This window comes from Micromonospora sp. CA-248212, from assembly GCF_050948405.1.
Taxonomy (GTDB): Bacteria; Actinomycetota; Actinomycetes; order Mycobacteriales; family Micromonosporaceae; genus Micromonospora.
On sequence record NZ_CP192023.1, the window covers coordinates 1513238 to 1529650 of the forward strand.

At 67.6% G+C, this 16413-nt stretch carries 44 protein-coding genes; 27 read left to right on the forward strand and 17 right to left on the reverse strand.

Annotation, left to right across the window (positions count from 1 at the left end):
* Nucleotides 1-11: 11 nt before the first annotated feature.
* The 17 genes from ACQP03_RS07205 to ACQP03_RS07285 all read right to left on the reverse strand — a co-directional run bounded on the left by ACQP03_RS07205 (nt 12) and on the right by ACQP03_RS07285 (nt 7288).
* Nucleotides 12-314, reverse strand: a complete 303-nt coding sequence (locus tag ACQP03_RS07205; protein WP_433460625.1) for a hypothetical protein — start codon at nt 312-314, stop codon at nt 12-14.
* Nucleotides 315-479: 165 nt separating this feature from the next.
* Nucleotides 480-692, reverse strand: coding sequence for a hypothetical protein (locus tag ACQP03_RS07210; protein ID WP_433460626.1), 213 nt, complete (start codon nt 690-692; stop codon nt 480-482).
* Nucleotides 693-1205: 513 nt separating this feature from the next.
* A complete protein-coding gene (locus ACQP03_RS07215; RefSeq protein ID WP_433460627.1) occupies nt 1206-1463 on the reverse strand; it encodes a hypothetical protein in 258 nt (85 codons plus the stop codon).
* A complete protein-coding gene (locus ACQP03_RS07220; RefSeq protein WP_433460628.1) occupies nt 1460-1870 on the reverse strand; it encodes a hypothetical protein in 411 nt (136 codons plus the stop codon). The genes ACQP03_RS07215 and ACQP03_RS07220 overlap by 4 nt, the downstream gene beginning before the upstream one ends.
* Nucleotides 1867-2289, reverse strand: coding sequence for a hypothetical protein (locus tag ACQP03_RS07225; RefSeq protein WP_357130915.1), 423 nt, complete (start codon nt 2287-2289; stop codon nt 1867-1869). The genes ACQP03_RS07220 and ACQP03_RS07225 overlap by 4 nt, the downstream gene beginning before the upstream one ends.
* Nucleotides 2286-2534 carry a hypothetical protein gene (locus ACQP03_RS07230; protein WP_357130912.1) on the reverse strand — a complete coding sequence of 83 codons (249 nt, stop codon included), beginning with the start codon at nt 2532-2534 and terminating at the stop codon, nt 2286-2288. The genes ACQP03_RS07225 and ACQP03_RS07230 overlap by 4 nt, the downstream gene beginning before the upstream one ends.
* A gap of 15 nt (nt 2535-2549) precedes the next feature.
* Nucleotides 2550-2894: a hypothetical protein gene (locus tag ACQP03_RS07235; RefSeq protein WP_357130909.1), complete on the reverse strand. Its 345-nt coding sequence runs from the start codon at nt 2892-2894 to the stop codon at nt 2550-2552.
* Nucleotides 2895-2910: 16 nt separating this feature from the next.
* Entirely contained in the window at nt 2911-3204 is a 294-nt protein-coding gene (locus tag ACQP03_RS07240) for a hypothetical protein (RefSeq protein ID WP_433460629.1), read from the reverse strand.
* Nucleotides 3201-3434, reverse strand: coding sequence for a hypothetical protein (locus tag ACQP03_RS07245; RefSeq protein ID WP_433460630.1), 234 nt, complete (start codon nt 3432-3434; stop codon nt 3201-3203). Before ACQP03_RS07245 ends, ACQP03_RS07240 begins: the two co-directional genes overlap by 4 nt.
* Entirely contained in the window at nt 3431-3757 is a 327-nt protein-coding gene (locus tag ACQP03_RS07250) for a hypothetical protein (protein ID WP_433460631.1), read from the reverse strand. The genes ACQP03_RS07245 and ACQP03_RS07250 overlap by 4 nt, the downstream gene beginning before the upstream one ends.
* A 2-nt stretch (nt 3758-3759) precedes the next feature.
* Nucleotides 3760-4002, reverse strand: coding sequence for a hypothetical protein (locus ACQP03_RS07255; RefSeq protein ID WP_433460632.1), 243 nt, complete (start codon nt 4000-4002; stop codon nt 3760-3762).
* A gap of 21 nt (nt 4003-4023) precedes the next feature.
* On the reverse strand, nt 4024-4335 hold the full coding sequence (locus ACQP03_RS07260) for a hypothetical protein (RefSeq protein WP_433460633.1): 312 nt from the start codon (nt 4333-4335) through the stop codon (nt 4024-4026).
* Entirely contained in the window at nt 4332-4628 is a 297-nt protein-coding gene (locus ACQP03_RS07265) for a hypothetical protein (RefSeq protein WP_433460634.1), read from the reverse strand. Before ACQP03_RS07265 ends, ACQP03_RS07260 begins: the two co-directional genes overlap by 4 nt.
* A gap of 23 nt (nt 4629-4651) precedes the next feature.
* Nucleotides 4652-5056, reverse strand: a complete 405-nt coding sequence (locus ACQP03_RS07270; protein WP_433460635.1) for a hypothetical protein — start codon at nt 5054-5056, stop codon at nt 4652-4654.
* Between the two features lie 98 nt (nt 5057-5154).
* Entirely contained in the window at nt 5155-6015 is an 861-nt protein-coding gene (locus tag ACQP03_RS07275) for a hypothetical protein (RefSeq protein WP_433460636.1), read from the reverse strand.
* Between the two features lie 28 nt (nt 6016-6043).
* On the reverse strand, nt 6044-6859 hold the full coding sequence (locus tag ACQP03_RS07280; protein ID WP_433460637.1) for a hypothetical protein: 816 nt from the start codon (nt 6857-6859) through the stop codon (nt 6044-6046).
* A 204-nt stretch (nt 6860-7063) separates the two neighbouring features.
* Nucleotides 7064-7288: a hypothetical protein gene (locus ACQP03_RS07285; RefSeq protein WP_433460638.1), complete on the reverse strand. Its 225-nt coding sequence runs from the start codon at nt 7286-7288 to the stop codon at nt 7064-7066.
* Between the two features lie 191 nt (nt 7289-7479).
* On the opposite strand from ACQP03_RS07285, the gene ACQP03_RS07290 reads away from it, so the two are divergent.
* From ACQP03_RS07290 to ACQP03_RS07420, 27 genes are all read left to right on the forward strand, one after another.
* The gene (locus ACQP03_RS07290; RefSeq protein ID WP_433460639.1) at nt 7480-7935 is read left to right on the forward strand and encodes a hypothetical protein; all 456 of its coding nucleotides are present in this window, start codon (nt 7480-7482) and stop codon (nt 7933-7935) included.
* Complete coding sequence (locus ACQP03_RS07295; RefSeq protein WP_433460640.1) at nt 7935-8111, forward strand: hypothetical protein; 177 nt, start codon at nt 7935-7937, stop codon at nt 8109-8111. The genes ACQP03_RS07290 and ACQP03_RS07295 overlap by 1 nt, the downstream gene beginning before the upstream one ends.
* The gene (locus tag ACQP03_RS07300; protein WP_433460641.1) at nt 8108-8308 is read left to right on the forward strand and encodes a hypothetical protein; all 201 of its coding nucleotides are present in this window, start codon (nt 8108-8110) and stop codon (nt 8306-8308) included. The genes ACQP03_RS07295 and ACQP03_RS07300 overlap by 4 nt, the downstream gene beginning before the upstream one ends.
* The gene (locus tag ACQP03_RS07305; protein WP_433460642.1) at nt 8305-8460 is read left to right on the forward strand and encodes a hypothetical protein; all 156 of its coding nucleotides are present in this window, start codon (nt 8305-8307) and stop codon (nt 8458-8460) included. The genes ACQP03_RS07300 and ACQP03_RS07305 overlap by 4 nt, the downstream gene beginning before the upstream one ends.
* Nucleotides 8457-8834, forward strand: a complete 378-nt coding sequence (locus ACQP03_RS07310) for a hypothetical protein (RefSeq protein WP_433460643.1) — start codon at nt 8457-8459, stop codon at nt 8832-8834. Before ACQP03_RS07305 ends, ACQP03_RS07310 begins: the two co-directional genes overlap by 4 nt.
* On the forward strand, nt 8831-8977 hold the full coding sequence (locus ACQP03_RS07315) for a hypothetical protein (RefSeq protein ID WP_357130851.1): 147 nt from the start codon (nt 8831-8833) through the stop codon (nt 8975-8977). The genes ACQP03_RS07310 and ACQP03_RS07315 overlap by 4 nt, the downstream gene beginning before the upstream one ends.
* Before the next feature lie 81 nt (nt 8978-9058).
* Entirely contained in the window at nt 9059-9232 is a 174-nt protein-coding gene (locus ACQP03_RS07320) for a hypothetical protein (protein ID WP_433460644.1), read from the forward strand.
* Complete coding sequence (locus ACQP03_RS07325) at nt 9232-9498, forward strand: hypothetical protein (RefSeq protein WP_433460645.1); 267 nt, start codon at nt 9232-9234, stop codon at nt 9496-9498. Before ACQP03_RS07320 ends, ACQP03_RS07325 begins: the two co-directional genes overlap by 1 nt.
* A 95-nt stretch (nt 9499-9593) precedes the next feature.
* On the forward strand, nt 9594-9791 hold the full coding sequence (locus ACQP03_RS07330) for a hypothetical protein (protein ID WP_357130842.1): 198 nt from the start codon (nt 9594-9596) through the stop codon (nt 9789-9791).
* On the forward strand, nt 9791-9976 hold the full coding sequence (locus ACQP03_RS07335) for a hypothetical protein (protein ID WP_357130839.1): 186 nt from the start codon (nt 9791-9793) through the stop codon (nt 9974-9976). Before ACQP03_RS07330 ends, ACQP03_RS07335 begins: the two co-directional genes overlap by 1 nt.
* A gap of 3 nt (nt 9977-9979) precedes the next feature.
* Nucleotides 9980-10399, forward strand: a complete 420-nt coding sequence (locus ACQP03_RS07340; RefSeq protein WP_433460646.1) for a hypothetical protein — start codon at nt 9980-9982, stop codon at nt 10397-10399.
* Nucleotides 10400-10521: 122 nt separating this feature from the next.
* Complete coding sequence (locus tag ACQP03_RS07345; RefSeq protein ID WP_433460647.1) at nt 10522-10716, forward strand: hypothetical protein; 195 nt, start codon at nt 10522-10524, stop codon at nt 10714-10716.
* Nucleotides 10713-10886, forward strand: coding sequence for a hypothetical protein (locus tag ACQP03_RS07350; protein WP_433460648.1), 174 nt, complete (start codon nt 10713-10715; stop codon nt 10884-10886). Before ACQP03_RS07345 ends, ACQP03_RS07350 begins: the two co-directional genes overlap by 4 nt.
* On the forward strand, nt 10883-11065 hold the full coding sequence (locus tag ACQP03_RS07355) for a hypothetical protein (RefSeq protein WP_433460649.1): 183 nt from the start codon (nt 10883-10885) through the stop codon (nt 11063-11065). Before ACQP03_RS07350 ends, ACQP03_RS07355 begins: the two co-directional genes overlap by 4 nt.
* Before the next feature lie 158 nt (nt 11066-11223).
* Nucleotides 11224-11481, forward strand: a complete 258-nt coding sequence (locus tag ACQP03_RS07360; RefSeq protein ID WP_433460650.1) for a hypothetical protein — start codon at nt 11224-11226, stop codon at nt 11479-11481.
* An 8-nt stretch (nt 11482-11489) separates the two neighbouring features.
* The gene (locus tag ACQP03_RS07365; RefSeq protein WP_433460651.1) at nt 11490-11807 is read left to right on the forward strand and encodes a hypothetical protein; all 318 of its coding nucleotides are present in this window, start codon (nt 11490-11492) and stop codon (nt 11805-11807) included.
* Between the two features lie 89 nt (nt 11808-11896).
* Nucleotides 11897-12460, forward strand: a complete 564-nt coding sequence (locus tag ACQP03_RS07370) for a hypothetical protein (RefSeq protein ID WP_433460652.1) — start codon at nt 11897-11899, stop codon at nt 12458-12460.
* A gap of 104 nt (nt 12461-12564) precedes the next feature.
* Nucleotides 12565-12768, forward strand: a complete 204-nt coding sequence (locus ACQP03_RS07375) for a hypothetical protein (RefSeq protein WP_433460653.1) — start codon at nt 12565-12567, stop codon at nt 12766-12768.
* 223 nt (nt 12769-12991) lie between these two features.
* Nucleotides 12992-13501 carry a hypothetical protein gene (locus ACQP03_RS07380; RefSeq protein WP_433460654.1) on the forward strand — a complete coding sequence of 170 codons (510 nt, stop codon included), beginning with the start codon at nt 12992-12994 and terminating at the stop codon, nt 13499-13501.
* 98 nt (nt 13502-13599) lie between these two features.
* Complete coding sequence (locus tag ACQP03_RS07385) at nt 13600-13806, forward strand: hypothetical protein (RefSeq protein ID WP_433460655.1); 207 nt, start codon at nt 13600-13602, stop codon at nt 13804-13806.
* Nucleotides 13807-13901: 95 nt separating this feature from the next.
* Nucleotides 13902-14099, forward strand: coding sequence for a hypothetical protein (locus ACQP03_RS07390; protein WP_433460656.1), 198 nt, complete (start codon nt 13902-13904; stop codon nt 14097-14099).
* A 46-nt stretch (nt 14100-14145) separates the two neighbouring features.
* Nucleotides 14146-14460, forward strand: coding sequence for a hypothetical protein (locus ACQP03_RS07395; protein WP_433460657.1), 315 nt, complete (start codon nt 14146-14148; stop codon nt 14458-14460).
* The gene (locus ACQP03_RS07400; protein ID WP_433460658.1) at nt 14457-14702 is read left to right on the forward strand and encodes a hypothetical protein; all 246 of its coding nucleotides are present in this window, start codon (nt 14457-14459) and stop codon (nt 14700-14702) included. The genes ACQP03_RS07395 and ACQP03_RS07400 overlap by 4 nt, the downstream gene beginning before the upstream one ends.
* A gap of 212 nt (nt 14703-14914) precedes the next feature.
* A complete protein-coding gene (locus tag ACQP03_RS07405) occupies nt 14915-15100 on the forward strand; it encodes a hypothetical protein (RefSeq protein ID WP_433460659.1) in 186 nt (61 codons plus the stop codon).
* Nucleotides 15093-15359, forward strand: coding sequence for a hypothetical protein (locus ACQP03_RS07410; protein ID WP_433460660.1), 267 nt, complete (start codon nt 15093-15095; stop codon nt 15357-15359). Before ACQP03_RS07405 ends, ACQP03_RS07410 begins: the two co-directional genes overlap by 8 nt.
* A complete protein-coding gene (locus ACQP03_RS07415) occupies nt 15352-15756 on the forward strand; it encodes a hypothetical protein (protein ID WP_433460661.1) in 405 nt (134 codons plus the stop codon). Before ACQP03_RS07410 ends, ACQP03_RS07415 begins: the two co-directional genes overlap by 8 nt.
* Before the next feature lie 265 nt (nt 15757-16021).
* Nucleotides 16022-16411 carry a hypothetical protein gene (locus ACQP03_RS07420; protein WP_433460662.1) on the forward strand — a complete coding sequence of 130 codons (390 nt, stop codon included), beginning with the start codon at nt 16022-16024 and terminating at the stop codon, nt 16409-16411.
* Nucleotides 16412-16413: the final 2 nt, after the last annotated feature.

Here is a 16413-nt window from a genome sequence, read left to right on the forward strand (position 1 = left end):
GCCGCCTACCATCACGCCAGCATCAACCGCGATGGTGCGCTGTTGCGGCACGGCCAGTCCGGTGGCTCAGTTTCGTAGCCCTCCGAGTCGCAGCCGCGACACACCCAGCCGAAGATCCGATCGCCGACCTGATAGCCGTCGGTGGGTGCGTGCAACTCAACGAGGGCGCGAACAACACCGCTGGTGGCGGCTCGCAGCGCGACGTAAGGCGGGTGTGCCTCGGAAGGCAGCTTCGGCGGTGGTCGCCGGGGTGTGTCGAACGGGACAGGCGTGCGCATCGCCTGCCGGATGAACGCTTCGACGTTGTTGGTCATGGCACCCCTGTCCGGGTCAGTCTTCGTGCTGGTCGCGACGTAGGTCCCGCTTCAACTGCAACCGCACCTGCCTACCGGATCGTTCCCGCGACACGCAGTCCGGGCCAGGTGGTTTGCGGCAGGTCGGGCACCACGGCGGGTGCGCCCTACCGGGCATGCGGGCCATCACCAGCGCCGCCGTTTCCTCGGCGGGCTGTCCGGGTCGAGGATGTGCCCCACAGCCCCCATCGCAAACAACGCCAGCACGCCATAGACGCCAACCTGAATCTCGCCGTCGGACACGCCGTCGCCGGTGAACGCTGCGCCGATGAAGAACACGAAGAGGGCGGCGATGAGCAGGAGCATCGCGATTTGCAGCCACGTCAGAAACTCCTGCAATCTGCCACCTGGGCGCCGATTCCCGGCGGTCATGCTTCGTCCGCCTTCCGTTCCGGGTCGTCGGGGTGCAGTGCTGGGCGTCCCGCATTCGCGATAGCTTCTCCGGCGATCCGACCCCAGATGACCGCGGCCAGAACCGCGAGCGCGGCGGCAGAAACGATGCCGGCTCCAATGAGCCAGTCAGCCCAATCAAGCACGGTGGTATCCCTTCGGTCGGTCACTCTTGGCTGCGGCTTCGAGAACGCACCGCACGCCTCGCGGATGCTCAGGGTGGGCGGCTTCCGTGCACTGGTAGCAGCACAGCTCGGACGGCGGCTCACAGTGCACGTTGTGCATGTCGCAGCACGGTTCCACCCGCTCCCCGAGCAGCGCCCGGTTCGCTCGGCTGCGCGCAGGGGTGAGGTCGGCGTACTCGGCGGCCAAGTCGTCCCACACACCCGGGTCGGTGGCCTGTGGTTGCAAGCGGGCAACGGCGGCTTGAAGTCGCGTCCGATCGTTCATGGCCGTCTCCGCTCAGTTGGGGGTGATGGCGTGCCCGAGTTCCCTGCACCGGAACGTAACCGGCGCGGGGTGGCAGTGCTGGCAGACCGGCTCGCCAGCAGGGGAGACGATGGTGCGCCGGTAGCCGGCGTTGAGGATGGCAAGTGCCATCGACCAACTGACGGATCCGATGCCGCGCATCCGGGCGTCGGTGATGACATCGAGGAGGGCCATCACCTCGTCGTCGCTGTGAGGGGTGGGGATTGTGGGGGTCGGCCGCAGATCGCTCATCGCGCAGCCTCCGTCCGGTCGTGGGTGCGGGGAAACAGCAGGAACGTGTTCCGGTCTTCGATCAGTGTCGTGTACCGGCCCGGCGCCGCACACATGCGCACGGGTGTGCCCGTCTCCCACCAGCGGCGCAGCACGGTCACGTACTCGTCCCAGTTGGCTTGCGGCATGCCGGGCAGCCACGCGGTCACCGCGGCGGTGCTGACGCGGGCGTTGGGGTCGCCGGGCGGGAACGTCTGCTCGCCGCCGGTGGTGTCGACGAACCGGCCGAACCCGTCCACCAGGTCGACGCTGAGGCTGCGGGTGTTCGCGTCCACCCCGACGCGGGCGACGGTCAGGCCGTCCACGTCGGCGTCAAGGCCACGGTCGCCTGGCCTTGCCACCAAGGCGAGGGCGGGATGGCGGCTCACCGTGTCGCCTCCTGTCGCTGCTTCACGATCTCGTCGACCAGTGCGGCGATCACGACACGAGGGTCGCCGGCAGGGCAGGTGCACGCCTGCGGCAGACCGGCATCGCACGTCCCACACAGCTCCATCCAAGGTGCGACCTCCGCCAGGTCGAGGGGCACCCGTTCGGCCGCGCCCGGGTCGACGATCGCGAAGTAGGCGGCCCGTAGCCGCTGACGCACCACGTTCCCGTCGGAGACGACACAGCCTTGCTGGATGCGGCCGTGGGGGATGAGGCGGAGTGCTTGCAGCATGGGCAGGGACAGGTTGCGGCGGATGCGCTCACGCTCATCACGGCGGATTTGCTCGTCACGGGCAGCGTCGACCGGGGGGCCGGCGTTGGCGATGGCGGTCGTCCACGTGGGTGGGTAGTTGCCGGTCATCGTTGAGCCTCCGCGTCGTTGTCAAGCTGCGGAATGGCGGCCAGCAACGCCACCTCCGCCACCCGCACCGCCAGGTCCAGACGCCCGAACCCAGTCAGTTGCTTGAGTGCGTCGACGGTGTTCCGCTGCCCCCCGATTGCCGCCCCCGGGAGGTTGGCATATTCGGCGAGGAAGTCGTTGACGGCTTGCACGGCAGCTTGCATCGCCGCGGTGGGGATCACGGGCGCAGGTGCTGGGTCGGTCATGGTCATCTCCTCGGGTTAGCCGTTGCCGTCAATGCAGGGGCAGTCCGGGTTATCGGCCCAGTGCGCTTCCATCACCCGCTGCATGTCGGCCTGCCGCATATCCTCATCGGCGCCGCGATAGATCGTCGGTGCCCACCTGTCGCCAGGCAGTTCGGCGGACGACACGTTGTCCATAGCGAGCCGCAGACGATTGACGGCTCGCAACGCCTCATCGACTGCCTTTACTGGCGGGAACGACTTCGGATAGGCGTCGGACAGTTCAGAGGCGAGGTGCATGAGGTAGTCGCGGGTTTGTAGCAGGTTGCCACCGATCTCCACGTGAACGCACGCGGGCAGGTGGTGGGCGTATCTGGTGGACACGGTTGTTCTCCGTTCGTCAGGTGTGATCGGTGGGCGGATGCCACAGGGTGAGGCGCGACGGTTGCAGCGGCTCGTCCAGCAGGCGCATGAACTCATCGTGTCGGCGGTTCTCGTGTCGGCGGTACAGCCACACCGACGCGCCCATACCGCACAGGGAGATCACGCCCACGGCGACGATGACGACGGCCTCAGTGCCGGTGGTTTCGCCGCCGGTGGCTGCGGTGGTGATGCTGACGGCTGCGGTGAGGCCGAACCAGGCGTAGATGGAGGCGAGGAATGCTGCGAGGGGGTGACGGCGGATGAGGTTCATCGCCGCCCCTGCGTTCCGTCGACACGCACCAGCGCCGACGTTTCGATGCCGTGCTCCACCCGGCCGCCGTCCCAGCGCACCGACGCCCGCCAGTACGGGTCGGCGAAGTGCCCGAGACGGTCGCACGCGATCACGATGCCGATGGTGTGAGGGTCGCGCCAGGTGGTGACGCGCTCGTTCAGCTCGGGTTCCCACTCCCGCAGCGGGGTCGGGTCATGGTCGATGGTCACCGCTGACCCTCCATCCACGCGTCGACCTCCGCCGGGTGGCAGGTTTGGCTGGCCGGCACGAAGCAGCAGTGACCGGGGTGGGTTGGGGAGATCGCCGCCCGGGACTTGTGACACTGGCAGGGGGCGGGCACCTCCGTGTGGTGCTTGAGGAAGTAGTCCAGGTCGGCGACACCCACACCCTTGTCGTCGCGGCCGGGCCACGACGTCTCGTACCGGACGTTGGGCTTGCCGTTGATCGTGGTGATGCCGGTGATGGTGAATATCCGGCTGTCGCTGCCGGCCCACTGGCTGTTGACCTGCGGGGGCGTCGTCGTGTCAGTCATGGTCACGCCCCGTCCCGGACGGTGGCAAGGGTGGCGTGGACCTGGGCGAGCGCAGCCACGGCGTGCATCTCCCGGAACATTCCGGCGTGGACCTCGGGGGACAGGCCGCCGTTTCTGCGGGTGGCATCCTGGGCCATCTGGTAGATGCCCTGCGCGGTTGCCGCCAGTTCGGCGGCCCGCTCGTTGTGCTGCCACGAAGCCGTCAGCGGCTCCGGGGATGTGGGTGCTGATGTCGTGTCGGTCATGGTCGTCTCCGTTCGTCGCGGTCAGGATGCGGTCGGGTTGGCGGCAACCCACCGGTCGTGGGCGGCGCGCACATCGGCGGTCAGCTCGCGCTCACCACGGCGCAGGCGGGCGATGTACTCCTCACCCGCGATGCCCAGCAGGAAGCGGGACACCATCTCTGCCACGTCGTCGCGGACCTCGGTGTCTGTCCAGCCCCACGACTTCGCGGTGCCTGCGATTGACGGGTCGGCTTCAAGGACGGCGGCCAGAATGCGCGGGTCGATCTCGCCGAGGCCCACATGGTGGAGGGCTTCCTGCGCGCCGGCGATGTCATCCGGGTCGACGGTGGTCACTTCGCCTGCTCCGTCCACGCGGTCTGGAACGCGGCCAGCGGGTCCATCCGGAACACCCCGTCGCCGTCCTTCTCCGCGAGGTTGGAGAACTCGCGCACCTGCTCGTGGCGGACGATCGCCGTACCCGCGCTGAACCTGCCCGTGATCCAGGAGAACAGGTCGAGCTGGAAGCCGTCGTCGTCCACGGTGGTCACAATGCCGACCGGGCAGCGGCCGTCAGCCAAGCCGGCGGCGAGGACGTCACCGGGGCGCAGCGGCATGTTGGCGTTGGTGGCGGTTTCTTCTGCGGTCATGGCGTTCTCCGTTCGTCGTTGGGTCAGCCGCGCTCGGCGGCGGGCAGGGTCAGGCGCCGGTCCTTCGAGTCCCCGTTGCCCCGCCCAGCGAGGTAGCCGGAGTTCGACAGCGTCATGTCAATGTCCATCAAGGCCATCGCCACGAACCTGTCGTAGGTGAGCTTCCAACCCGGGCCGTCGTCGTCGTTCCGCATCGCGTCGGACACGTGACGCTCGTACCACTCGTTGGGGCGGAAGTCGATGATCAGACCGTCGTCGTCGGCGGCAGCGGCAAGAGCGTCGGCAACGGATTCCATAACCAGCGACTCAACGGCAAGCCCGGCCTGCTCAACGCCGTGCAGCCACTCGCCGGGGCCGACGAAGCGGGCACCGTTGCGGTAGCTCCACCGGTCGGCGTCGGTGGTGAAGTCGTCAGCAGTGATCGTCATGGTCGTTCTCCGTTCGTCTTTGCTGGCAGGTGCTGTAGCACTTGCTATGGCGTTTGCTATCGGGTTGCTGCGGGGTTGCTAGCCGCGAGACACGGCAGTCAGCGGCGATGGTGGGTTACGGCTCGCTCTACCGCGTCCACTTGATCACCCAAGCCAAGACGTACGGCTACGATGGAAGTCCACTCGCGCCGCATGTCGTCGCTAACAACGGCGGCGAGAACGGGTGCCATCTCTCGCAGCGCCCCTACGCGCCCGTCGACCGTGGTCAGGTCATAGGTCTCTTCGAGGCGAACCAGGGTGCCGCGCAGGTATCCCACACCGGGGTTGACTTTGGCCCTTACTGGCTTGGGACGCGGGACTGGCGTCGCGCCTGACTCGCCGTGCTCGAACCGCGCCGAGCGGGCAGCACGGTAGGCGGCGTCAACGTTCGCGTAGAGGGCGAGGTCGTCGGAGTCGGCGGCTTCGGCGAAGTTTGCACGGACCTCGGCGGTGACCTCCGGCGATGAGGCCAGAAGCGACCGAACCTGCCAGAGGACGGCTAGCCCAATGGGCTTGATCGTGCTGTGCTGCGTGAAAAACATGTGCTGGATCATGATGATGTCCTGGTTGACGGCCGACAGCCTGGGATGGCAGTAGGTCTGCCCAGGCTTGGGGATCGGACCAAGGACAAGAACGCCAGGACGGATCTGGCTTTGGTCGACTACTGGGAGGTCGACTGCGGCAACGAGCATTCGCAGGAGGTCGGCATGGCCTACCTTGCCCTTGACCTCCACCCATTGATCAGAATCCGGCAGGTAGAAGTCCGGCAAGTAGCGGTCGCCGGTGGACAGGGTGTATCCCTCGGTCTCGTACTGCCACTCGATGTTGAGGTGGTCGAAGAACACCGCCCATCGGGCTTCGAGGCGCGACCGGAAGCGACACCCGGCGTACTGGGTTTCGATGGGCTTGATCTCGGTCATTGAGTGACCTCCGTTGCAACCGATCGGTTCATGCTCGTTCCAAGTCCCAGCGGGCAAGCCACGCGTCGACTGCCGCTTCACCGCCGCGTTCGTGGATCGCTTCGAGGTATCTGCCCGGCCACTGTCTCGCACCGTCGGGCATCCGCTGCATCGCCTGGTAGAGCGCGTGGGCCGGATAGTGGCCTTCCTTGCCTGCTTTGCCGCCGGTGGAGTACACCTGTTCCGTTCCGAGGATCTTGGCGAAGCAGTCGAAGTCTTCGGGGCGTCGGTCAACCCAGCCGCTGGGGCGGGGTGGTACGGCTTCGAGCGTCAGTGTCGGGTGATCTTCGGTTTCGTCGCCGGCCCCGGAGGGAGCGAAGCGACCGGAGGGGGAGCACTCCACTTCACTTCCCTCCACTGTTGTTTGATCTGTCTTCTTAACCGTCTTTGTCACCGTCTTCTTAGTAATGGACCGGCCGCCCGACGTCTCGGTGCCCCGACGGTCCGGTTGCCCGACGGTCCGGTTAACCGACGTCTCGGTAGACCGACGGTCCGGTGCCCCGACGGTCCGGTTTCTGGTACGTCGGGCGTCGGGTTCGGGCTGCGGCACATCGCAGACGGACATGACCGTGGACCAGTGGCCCTTCTCGTCCATCTCGCGGATGTACCGGACGTAGCCGATCTCGGCCAGCTCGGCGACCGCCTTACGCATGGCCGCTCGCCCCTCAGTGGCGTCACCGTGCTCACGTGCCTGAGCTACTAGCTTGTCGACGCTGGTGTCCCAGCCGTCGGGGTACGACAGCAGTTCGCCGAGCAGTCCCCGTGCGCGCCAGCTCAGCCGGTAGTCGCGGTGCGCGGTGTTCACGATGCCCGTCCACCCCTCTTCGGGCATGGTGCGGCGGACCCTCACCCGTGCACGACCTTGATCGCACACCAGTTCGGCGTAGCTACAGTGGTACTTTCTTGCACAGCCCAGGGCCTCTCTGGGTTAGGGCCGGGAGCCCAGGTGTTTGCCCACCTGCCCGGCCCGAACTTGTATCTACGTGCGGACGCTGTTGTGCGCGTTCTTCTAGGTCATGGACCGGCCGAGGTGCCGGTAGACCGTCTTCCTCTCCACGCCGAGCCGGGCCGCAAGGTGGGCGATGGGTACGGCGTCGCCTTCCTTGTCTGCGAGCTTCCCCAGCTTCTCGCGGTACTTCGTGTCGATCTCTTGGAGCTGGTTGTAGAGGCTGACGACCTCGTCGATGCGGTCGGCAACGTCGCTGGTGGGCGGGCTGTACTTCCCTCGCGGCATGCGCTGAGGGTACGTGGTGGCTGTTCCCATACGTCCCATCCTTCCCTCGTTCATTATCTGAGTCAATAGTAAACATGTTCCCGCTTGACACGCAAACCGCGAGGGTCTAGCGTCGTAGTTGTAAGGCAACAGAGCGGCACCGCCGGTGGGGCAAAACACCGGAGGAGCCCTGATCGGGAGAGGTCCCCGATATGAGCAATGCTGTCCTCAGCGACCCCGTGACCAGGACTTTCGGGTCGGTCACCATCACCGCGAGCCTGCCCGTGGACGGCGGCTACGCCATCAACACCTTCGTCGGCCCGGAGCGCGTCTCCGCTCTCAGCTTCACCACCGCCGACCGGGACACCTACCGCGCCGCCTACGCGCTCATCCGTGAGGGTGGACGCCGCCGCATGCACTCGGACGACATCGCCGCCGCACTGGTCGCGAAGCTCACCGACATGCTGCACGAGGTGCAGCGCCGCCGGGACACCCCGAGCCGGGCGCGGGCGAACGAACTGAACGACGTGCTGGACCGGCTGACCGGCCCGCAGGACGCGGCGCGGCTCGCCGACATCGCGCAGACGATCTCCCGCCCGCAGACGTTCCGTGAGCTTCGCGACGCGTACGCCCGGGACATCCGTAACCAGCGGGCGGGGGTGGCGTGATGGGCAAGACCACTGTCGAGTACGACCCCGAGTCAGCGTGGTGGCCGTTCTACTACCCGAAGTGCGACCGCTCCGGCTGCCCACTCCCGGAGGGTTTCAGCCACAGGGACTTCAAGGACGCGCAGGCCGAGGCGAAGCGCCACGACAAGCTGCACGCGGACGGGGTGATCAAGTGACCTCGGAGGCGAACACCAACACCCCGAAGGCGCAGATCGCGCGGGTGCGGCGCCGCAACAACACGCTGCACGTGACGTACACGGACGGCCGGAAGGTGACCGTTCCGCAGGCGGTGAACGGCCCGTTCGAGTCGCGGGTGTCGTACGGCTTCGACCAGCGGACAGGCGCGTACGGCGCGCAGGCGGTGTCGTCGTGACCCGGCTGCGCAGGATCCTCGGCCTGCACGGTGCGCACCGACCGGGTGTGGTCCGGCCGCTGTCGGATGTTCGGCCCGCCCAGGATCCGTGGGCTGCGGGTGAGGCGCTGCACTGGTCGACGGACACGATGCTGCTGGCGGTGATCCCGTGAGCTTCTTCGACCGCTGGAACGCCGGCCACAAGGCGCGCAACGACTCGCCCGCCTACGACGACTACAAGCCGCAGGTAGACAAGCTGCCCGCCGACTACGGACAGCACCCACTGTGGTGCCGCACCGTCGGACACGACGGACCATGCCAGGTGTCGACCGCGGCCATCGGTGAGAACGGTGTGCGGTTCGCGGTGACGGTCACCTACAACCGGACTGCCGAAAATCCCCGCCCGCAGACGGTGGTGGAGGTGGGCGGCGAGTCGACTCGGCTCGACTCTGACGAGGCCGCCCCGGTGTTCGGTTTGGCCGGGTCGTGGCTGGCGCTGATGTCGCTGCCCCGCCCGAAGCCCGCCGAGGTGGAGCCGCAGTCGTGAGCGCGGAGGTGCGGTCGCTGGCCGCGCAGCGTGACCGCAACCGGCGGGCCGCCGACAACCAGTTGCTTGACGCGGTGAACGAGGTTCGCGCCGACCTGGACAGGCCGGCCCCGCGCAGCAGCCAGCGCAACAACCGCAAGTAGCTCCACCCGCCGGCCCCGTCGAGGGGGCGGGGCCGGCACACCCATCCAAGCCTGTTTCATCCTGATCTAGGGAGAAGTGTCATGGTCGCGAAGTCGACGACCCGCCGTCTCGCCCGCGCCACCCGCACCAGCATCGCCGTCGAGATCGCCGACGAGGCCGGCACCGTCACCACGTACCGGCCCGCCCGCCGACCGGCCCGCCGCAACATCGAGCAGGCCGCCATCCGTGCCTCGCAGATGGGGCTGAGCTTCTGATGGCCGGCGACCTTCCCAACCTGACCGGCCCGCAGCACGTCGAAGAGGCCCTGCGTCTCGCCGACCTCGCCGAGCAGCCCACCTGGGATGGCGTCAACCGCCCGTCCGATGAGCAGCGGTACCGCCTGCTGATGCGCGCCCACCTGCACGCCGACCTGGCCCGCACTGCCGCCATGGTCGACGCCCAGTGGTACAGCGACGGCACCGAGAGCCGCAGCGACACCGATCGCGACGCCTGGCACAACGCCTTCTCCGTCAAGCCGTAACAGCAGCCTGCAAGTGAGCCTCCCGGGCTCGGCCAGCACGTCCGAGCCCGGGTGCGGGGTCATCGCAGACCAGCAGCCAACAGCAAGGAGAACCCATGGACATGAACACCGTCGACGTCGCCATCACCGTCACCGTGAACGGCCAGAAGATCACCAAGAAGGCCAGCGGCGGCAGCGCCGACAATCCGTACCGGCTCGCCGAGGGCATCACCCAGTCCGTCCACGCCGAGATCGGAAAGGCGCTGTCCGACCCGCGCTTCAAGTGGGACCAGCAGCAGAAGCGTGACCGCTGATGCCCGGCCACACGAAGCGATACCGCGACCTGTCCAGCGGCGACCAGATCGTCACCGACGACGGCGCGTGGGACCGGGTCCACGGCGTCAACCACGAAGACGGACCGCCGGGGAAGGTGCTCGTCACCACTGACCGGGCCCGCCACGTCGAGTACGACGCCGACGCTCGCGTCGAAGTGGTGTAGACGGTGACCGCCGACGACTTGCTTGCGCTGGCGGCAGCCGACGACGAGGACGTCGCGGACGTGCTCGCCGAGCTGCGGGCCGCCGACGTTCGCCGCATCCACGACGGCCACCTGACCGCCGACGAAGCCGCGGTGCTCGCCGCCATCGCCGATGGTGACGTGGTGCGCCGCGACGGCCGGTGGGTCACCTCGGTCAACTACACGGCCGGGCTGCTGGCCGACGCCGGCATGGCGTGGGTGCAGGTCGACCCGGACGGCGTCGAACATCTGACGCCCACTGTTGAGGGCGAGATCGCGCTACGGCAGCAGCCCGACGTTCCGGCCGCGCGCGTGTGGCCTGCCTGGCTGCTGTGGCTAGTCGGTGTGATCTGCGCCGTCGGTGTGACCGCTGGTGCGCTGCTGGCGGTGCGGCACCTGCGATGAGACGGCGGGGCGCGGAGCCCTTCGACAAGCCGCCGCGCCCCGCCCTGATCCCCAACCACGAGGATCCACCCCGAAGGCGTCGGAAGCGCCAGGGGTGGGCCAACCCCCGAAGGAGGCCGACCATGGCCAGTTTCTCCCAGCGAAGGCGGGAATTCCAGGACGCGCAGGCGTTCGCGAACGCCAACCCGCAGGACCGTAACGCCCAGCGGGCGCTGGCCGACGCCGCGCAGACGTTGCGGGAGTCCCCGGAGGTCGGGCGTGCACGTGACGCTCACCGCCGGCAGGCGCAGCAAACCCCGATCGGGCGGCGCCGATGACCGCCCCGCAGCGTCCCGACCCGGTCGAGGCGAACCGTCGAGCCGCCGCCGTGTTCGGTGCGATGGCCGCGGGCGCGTCCGGCCGCCGATCCACCTACGACCGGTCCGACGGCACGTGGACCACCGAACACGGCCGCGACAACAGCGGCGGCGGGTCGGGGCGGACGTGAGCCGCATCCTCGTCAGCAACGACAAACGCTCCGTCCGGGCCGAGTTGCAGTGCGACGGCGACGGCAGATGGACGGGCAAATGTGAGCTGGGGGATTGGGTGTCGTTCCCCGGCCGCTGGTACACCCTGGCCGACCTGGCCGAGGACGCCGGCATTCACATGGATCAGGCGCACCGATGACCGTCAGCGACCAGAGCGCGAGGGCGGACGTCACCAGCCGCCCCCGCGCCATCCGTCCCGTCGACTACGAGCCGGCCCCCACCATGCCCCGCGTGTCTCACCGACCAGTCCACCGACGTGTGCCCCACCAACTGCCCGACCCGAAAGGACCGCCAACGATGACCCCTCCCACGTTGACCGCCGCTCCCGCCCGCATCCATCGGCGCCGCATCCCGCCGCCGCCCAGTCGGGTGCATGCTGCCCAGGCCGACGAGATCCGCCGGCAGCTCGCCGCCAACGAGGTCGTCACCGTGGAGGTGGTCGGCAGGGGCAAGGGCTGGTTCGTCACCTTGGTCGGTGACGGCACGTACGAGGTGTGGCGGGACCGTTCGTCGCAGACCGTGGCGTGGACCGACGTGCCCGCCGGCAGCATCTGAGGTTCGCCGTGCCGCTGCGCCCACACCACACCCTGTGCTGGATTGTCACCGTCGAGGACTGCGCGGGAGAACTGCACGACTTTCACCGCGACACGCTCGAATCGTGGCTGCCGGGGATCGCCCGGGTGTGGGCGCAGTTCCCGGACCGGCCTCCGTTGGTGCCGTGGCAGCACGACACACGCTGCCTGCTGGTGGTGTGTTGCGGTTGCGGGAACGCGGTGAGGGACGGGGAGCATTTCGCCGACGCGGAGCACGCGTGGCGGGCTGCGGACGACGACGGCTGGCAGGCGGACGTGTGCCCGTTCTGCCAGCCGTCTTCGTTGTAACCCAAAAAACTCCGTATGCGCTATTGACGTGGACCAGGCGGGAGGGTAACTTAGTATGCATAACGCATACTGAGATAAGGGAAGTGACCATGACCGCGAAGCGTCAGACCCCAACTCCGAACCAAGCCCGCGCCCTCGTGGCAGCGATCGTCGACCACGCCGAAAGCGGACGCGACTACGCGTACCTGATCGGAGTGCGCCTGGACATGGTCAAGCGGATGTATGCGGCGGGATGGGTGAGCACACCCGACCGGAAGGCGTACGTCACCGACGAAGGCCGCGAGTCGGTCGCCCCGATCTTGCAGGAGCGTGCGGAAGTCGCCCAGAAGGCCGCCCTGATTGCTGAGCTGAGCGCTGACCCGGAGATCAAGGCCGAGGCGATTCGGTTGATGAAGGGCGGCTTTCGCGACCCGTGGGTCATGGCTCGCAACAACGTCGAATCCCGCCGGGTGAAGGCGGCGGCCGTTCGGCAATCGACATGGCCGACTGTCGAAGAGGTTGGGGCGAACGAAGTCGGCGACGGGTACCAGTGCGCCGACTGCGGACACTACTTCGACCGCAATCGCATCGTGGATATCAACGGCGAGTACTACTGCCGTGACGGCATGGGGCACAACACGTTGGGCAGCCCTGTCGGGAAGGCTGGGGGGTGACTGGGGTGGCCTACTCTGGTGGCGTTAGCGCACACCGAGTTTTGGGGGCACCTGTGGGAGACATGCCGTTCCTTGACCGCGCTCGTGTTGCGGAGATGGGCGGGGTGAAGCCCAGCACGGTCAAGCAGTATCAGGTGGACTCGAAGCCCGGCGGCCGGTTCGAGAAGGACCCGTTCCCCGAGCCCGACGGCCGGGTGAACCGTGGTCCGTGGTGGCGGGTGGAGCGTGAGCAGGAGATTCGGGAGTGGTTCGCCCGGATTCAGGATCGGTCGGGTGTGGGTGGTCGGCCCCGGAAGAACCCGACCTAAGAAACTCCGTATGCGCTATTGACGTGGTGGATGCAAGCGCCTAACCTAGTATTCGTAAGGGACACGGAGTTAAGTCCACACACAACACCAGAGCGTGGCCCCGCTCCCGTAGGGATCGGCCGGCTGGGGGGTCACAGCCCCAACCAGCGCCGGTCAGACTGCGGGCTTCCGAAGCTCCCTTGGGGAGCGGGACCACCCGACTGCCGACACCGAGGAGCCTGACGTGACCGCACCGAAGCTTTCCAAAGCCGCCATCCGCGCGCTCCGCGCCGCCGCAGACGGCACCCTCGGTCGCAACAACAACGGCAGCGTCACCATCGGCCTCGGCGGCGCCACCGTCAAAGACCTCCACGTGCGGCAGCTCACCGACCTGGGTTACATCACCGACGGTGCCGTCACCCGCTACCGGCGGATGTACGTCATCACCACCGACGGCCTCGCCGCGCTACCAGCCGACGCCGATGCTGTCTGCCCCGGTTGCAACACGCCCCTGAACGCTCCCGGCGTCACCCCCAGCCGCAAGCAGCAGGGCTGGTGCGACATGTGCGCCCCCGACCACGCCAATCACCTGATGCTCGCCGGTGACTTCACCACGTTCTGCGGTAAGCCGATGCGTGACATCACCGCCGACCCGGACGCCGGCACCACCGTTTACGACGCCCTGTTCGGCTCGAACAACACCAACTGCCCCGACTGCGCCCGCAGCCTGCGCTACCGCAACCGCAACCACTGAGCATCCCGCCGGTCGGCCGCAGGAGGCCGCGCAGCCCGGACGTCATGATCCGGACCGGCGACAACACCAAAATCGGACCAGTAGCAGGGAGAACCGTGATGCTCATTCCGACCGGCGCCGGAAAGTGGCTCAGCCAAGATGCGAATTACGAAGTCACCCACCGCCCCGGCGGCCACGACGACTACCAGATCGTATGCCTGGCCGCGCCGAACCGGTGGAGTGTCGCCGGCACTCTGATCGAGGCCGACCAGCGCATCAACGGCCACCGTCTGTCGAACGGGACGAACTGGAACCCGCGCCCCTGAACACCACCCAGCCTCCGCAGTCACGCCGTGAGGGTGCCGCATCGAATGCGGCCGGAGGCACCACACCGACCCGACCAGCAGCAGGGAGTACCGAAATGAGCACCTTCCCGACCAAGCCGGCCGCCGACCTCAACCCCGGCGACGTGGTGAAGATCGCCGACGGGGACTGGCGCACCGCTGCCATCGTCACCACCGAATCCGGCGCTGTTCGGGTGTGGTGGAGCGGACACATCAACAGCACCGTGTTCCCTGCCGACCAGACGTTGACCCTCGCTCAGCCCTTGTACGCCTGACCCCCACCGGCCACGCACGCGCCGACCATCAGCAGGGAGAACCGAGATGAGCAAACAGGCTTCCAGTTTCGGCCGGCAACTGCTGGCCACCCTCGTACGCGAGCGCGCCACCAACACCGAGGTCCAACAGCTACGTGAAGAGGTCGCCCGGCTCAAGCGTGAGCTTGCCCGCAAGACCGCATGGGGTGAGCGCTACCGCGACATGCACGACCGGGCCGCGCAGGACCTGTCCGCTGAGCGAGTCAAAGCGATGAAGGTCGCCACAGTGAAGTGCTGGACCAACGAGGACGGCAAGCGGTTCGTGTTCGTCAGTGATCTGCAAGAGGCGATGGGCGTGCCCACCGACAAGGAAGGGCAGTGACGATGCCGTTCGAGACGAAGACTGCCAAGGATCTGCCCGTCGGGGCCGAGGTGCAGACGTTCTGGACCACCTGGACCAAGGGCGACGTCAACGCGTGGACCAACGGATTAGGCGACACCATGACTGACGCCGAAATCGACGGCCTGCTCGGCAACGGCGGGATGCTCACCCGTGTGCCCGTCGGACCGCAGGCGAAGCGGGAAGCCGCCGAGCGGATCGCGGCAGACAGGCAGGAGAGGTGAACATGGAAATGCAGTACTTGACCGGTCGGTGGGCTTGTCGCTTCTGCCGGCACGACCAGTACGCCCACAACCTGATCCGGGGGTGTGTTTCGTGCTGGTGTGCTGCGACCCCGGGTGAGGCCGCACCTCGAACTGATGCGGAGATGGCCGCTTCGATCTTGCCCGACGGGCAGTACCTCCCCCGCTATACGCCAGACGAGCACGGTCAAACGATGTTGGTGCGCCGAGCCAGCGACGCCACCGAAGACCCGCAGCTCGCCATCGCCCAGCAGGCATTGCGAGACCTGCTGGCGATGGTCGACCAGTTCGACACGCCCCGCGACCTGGGCCAGATGTCCGCGTTCGTGACCGACGTGCGGCGGGTGGCGTTCCGGGGGCTCGGTGGTACCCGTGGCTGACCGCAGCATCATCGACCGGGCCGCCGACATCATTGAGCCGCATATCGCCACCCGGTTCAAGCGGCGACTCCTCGCCGAGGGCAACGCGCAAGACCTCGCCCGCGCTGGGCTGCTGGTAGGCGGGCACAGCACCAGCACCGTCACCATCCGCGCGCAGGCCGAGGCCGTGTTGCAGTGCCGGCAGGACTGGCCGACCGCCGAGAAGATCGCCGCCGAACTGGACGCGGCTGGACTGCTGAAAGGGGCTGGCTGTGCCTGAGCAGACCGACGCGCAGCGTCTCGCCGACGTCAACGAAACGCTCATCGGCATCGTCGAGAACGGGCCGTGGGTGCTGATCGCCGACCCCGCACTCCGCAAGGTGGTCGGTGAGTACATCGCCGACGCCTGCCACACGATCGCGTTGGACGCCGGCCTGGACAAGGCGATGGAGGTTGCGCACCACGCCAGCCCGCAACGGCTGGACGCGACAAGCCGCCTGGTTGCCCCGGACGCGCGTGAACGCCTCGCCCGGCACCTGTTCCTGCGCAACAGCCCCGCCGACTGGCGTGACCACGACGCCCTGCGTTGGGACCAGCGCTCCGAAACCATCGACTTCGACGCCGTGTACGCGGAGGCAGACGCGCTGCTCGCTGTCATCACCGGAGAGGCGAACTGACCATGTGTGGATGCGCTGGCAGCGAGGTATGCGGCACCCATACCGGCTCTGGGCATATGTCGGCGTGGGTCTGCTGGTCTGCGGCTTCTGTGTGTCGGCGAATCCGCGTAGCTGGATCGCGTGGCTGTTCGGGGTGGTGTTTCTGCTGGGGATGATCGGGCGGTCTGGCCGGTAGGCGCGGTGGCATAGGTCGATGGTTGCTAGCGTTTGGCTAGTGCGCTAGCATAGGGCTAGTAGAAGTGATGGAGACGAAGGAGCGCCACCCATGACCGAACAGGACTGGATCCGCGAAGGCGCGACCGTCGTCGAGTACAGCCACCAGTTCAACGCCCCCGACGGCATCACCCGCGCGAAGGTCGCGAAGCTGACCAAGACGCAAATCGTGCTCGACAACGAGCGGCGCTACCGGCGTAACGACCTGCGGCTTGTCGGCCAGGTCCACAACTACTCCGGCTACAACGAGCTGGTTCCGCCCAACGACCCGCGCATCCGCGACGTGATCGCCGAACGGAAGCTGCGGGCACTCGTCCATCGGATCGAGCAGATTCCGCGCACCGCCTATGGCAAGGGGGCGGACGGAGTGCTTGCCGCGCTGGACGAGATGGAAAAGGGCATCCGCGCCACCCGCGCCGCCATCACCGGCAAGGAGGCGTGACC

What these genes read in the sequence shown, in the direction of transcription:
- ACQP03_RS07205 (WP_433460625.1), bottom strand. Translation starts at nt 314, where the DNA reads ATGACCAACAACGTCGAAGCGTTCATCCGGCAGGCGATGCGCACGCCT.
- ACQP03_RS07215 (WP_433460627.1), bottom strand. Translation starts at nt 1,463, where the DNA reads ATGAGCGATCTGCGGCCGACCCCCACAATCCCCACCCCTCACAGCGAC.
- ACQP03_RS07225 (WP_357130915.1), bottom strand. Translation starts at nt 2,289, where the DNA reads ATGACCGGCAACTACCCACCCACGTGGACGACCGCCATCGCCAACGCC.
- ACQP03_RS07230 (WP_357130912.1), bottom strand. Translation starts at nt 2,534, where the DNA reads ATGACCGACCCAGCACCTGCGCCCGTGATCCCCACCGCGGCGATGCAA.
- ACQP03_RS07240 (WP_433460629.1), bottom strand. Translation starts at nt 3,204, where the DNA reads ATGAACCTCATCCGCCGTCACCCCCTCGCAGCATTCCTCGCCTCCATC.
- ACQP03_RS07250 (WP_433460631.1), bottom strand. Translation starts at nt 3,757, where the DNA reads ATGACTGACACGACGACGCCCCCGCAGGTCAACAGCCAGTGGGCCGGC.
- ACQP03_RS07255 (WP_433460632.1), bottom strand. Translation starts at nt 4,002, where the DNA reads ATGACCGACACGACATCAGCACCCACATCCCCGGAGCCGCTGACGGCT.
- ACQP03_RS07265 (WP_433460634.1), bottom strand. Translation starts at nt 4,628, where the DNA reads ATGACCGCAGAAGAAACCGCCACCAACGCCAACATGCCGCTGCGCCCC.
- ACQP03_RS07270 (WP_433460635.1), bottom strand. Translation starts at nt 5,056, where the DNA reads ATGACGATCACTGCTGACGACTTCACCACCGACGCCGACCGGTGGAGC.
- ACQP03_RS07275 (WP_433460636.1), bottom strand. Translation starts at nt 6,015, where the DNA reads ATGACCGAGATCAAGCCCATCGAAACCCAGTACGCCGGGTGTCGCTTC.
- ACQP03_RS07285 (WP_433460638.1), bottom strand. Translation starts at nt 7,288, where the DNA reads ATGCCGCGAGGGAAGTACAGCCCGCCCACCAGCGACGTTGCCGACCGC.
- ACQP03_RS07290 (WP_433460639.1), top strand. Translation starts at nt 7,480, where the DNA reads ATGAGCAATGCTGTCCTCAGCGACCCCGTGACCAGGACTTTCGGGTCG.
- ACQP03_RS07295 (WP_433460640.1), top strand. Translation starts at nt 7,935, where the DNA reads ATGGGCAAGACCACTGTCGAGTACGACCCCGAGTCAGCGTGGTGGCCG.
- ACQP03_RS07320 (WP_433460644.1), top strand. Translation starts at nt 9,059, where the DNA reads ATGGTCGCGAAGTCGACGACCCGCCGTCTCGCCCGCGCCACCCGCACC.
- ACQP03_RS07325 (WP_433460645.1), top strand. Translation starts at nt 9,232, where the DNA reads ATGGCCGGCGACCTTCCCAACCTGACCGGCCCGCAGCACGTCGAAGAG.
- ACQP03_RS07330 (WP_357130842.1), top strand. Translation starts at nt 9,594, where the DNA reads ATGGACATGAACACCGTCGACGTCGCCATCACCGTCACCGTGAACGGC.
- ACQP03_RS07335 (WP_357130839.1), top strand. Translation starts at nt 9,791, where the DNA reads ATGCCCGGCCACACGAAGCGATACCGCGACCTGTCCAGCGGCGACCAG.
- ACQP03_RS07345 (WP_433460647.1), top strand. Translation starts at nt 10,522, where the DNA reads ATGGCCAGTTTCTCCCAGCGAAGGCGGGAATTCCAGGACGCGCAGGCG.
- ACQP03_RS07350 (WP_433460648.1), top strand. Translation starts at nt 10,713, where the DNA reads ATGACCGCCCCGCAGCGTCCCGACCCGGTCGAGGCGAACCGTCGAGCC.
- ACQP03_RS07360 (WP_433460650.1), top strand. Translation starts at nt 11,224, where the DNA reads ATGACCCCTCCCACGTTGACCGCCGCTCCCGCCCGCATCCATCGGCGC.
- ACQP03_RS07370 (WP_433460652.1), top strand. Translation starts at nt 11,897, where the DNA reads ATGACCGCGAAGCGTCAGACCCCAACTCCGAACCAAGCCCGCGCCCTC.
- ACQP03_RS07385 (WP_433460655.1), top strand. Translation starts at nt 13,600, where the DNA reads ATGCTCATTCCGACCGGCGCCGGAAAGTGGCTCAGCCAAGATGCGAAT.
- ACQP03_RS07390 (WP_433460656.1), top strand. Translation starts at nt 13,902, where the DNA reads ATGAGCACCTTCCCGACCAAGCCGGCCGCCGACCTCAACCCCGGCGAC.
- ACQP03_RS07395 (WP_433460657.1), top strand. Translation starts at nt 14,146, where the DNA reads ATGAGCAAACAGGCTTCCAGTTTCGGCCGGCAACTGCTGGCCACCCTC.
- ACQP03_RS07405 (WP_433460659.1), top strand. Translation starts at nt 14,915, where the DNA reads ATGTTGGTGCGCCGAGCCAGCGACGCCACCGAAGACCCGCAGCTCGCC.
- ACQP03_RS07420 (WP_433460662.1), top strand. Translation starts at nt 16,022, where the DNA reads ATGACCGAACAGGACTGGATCCGCGAAGGCGCGACCGTCGTCGAGTAC.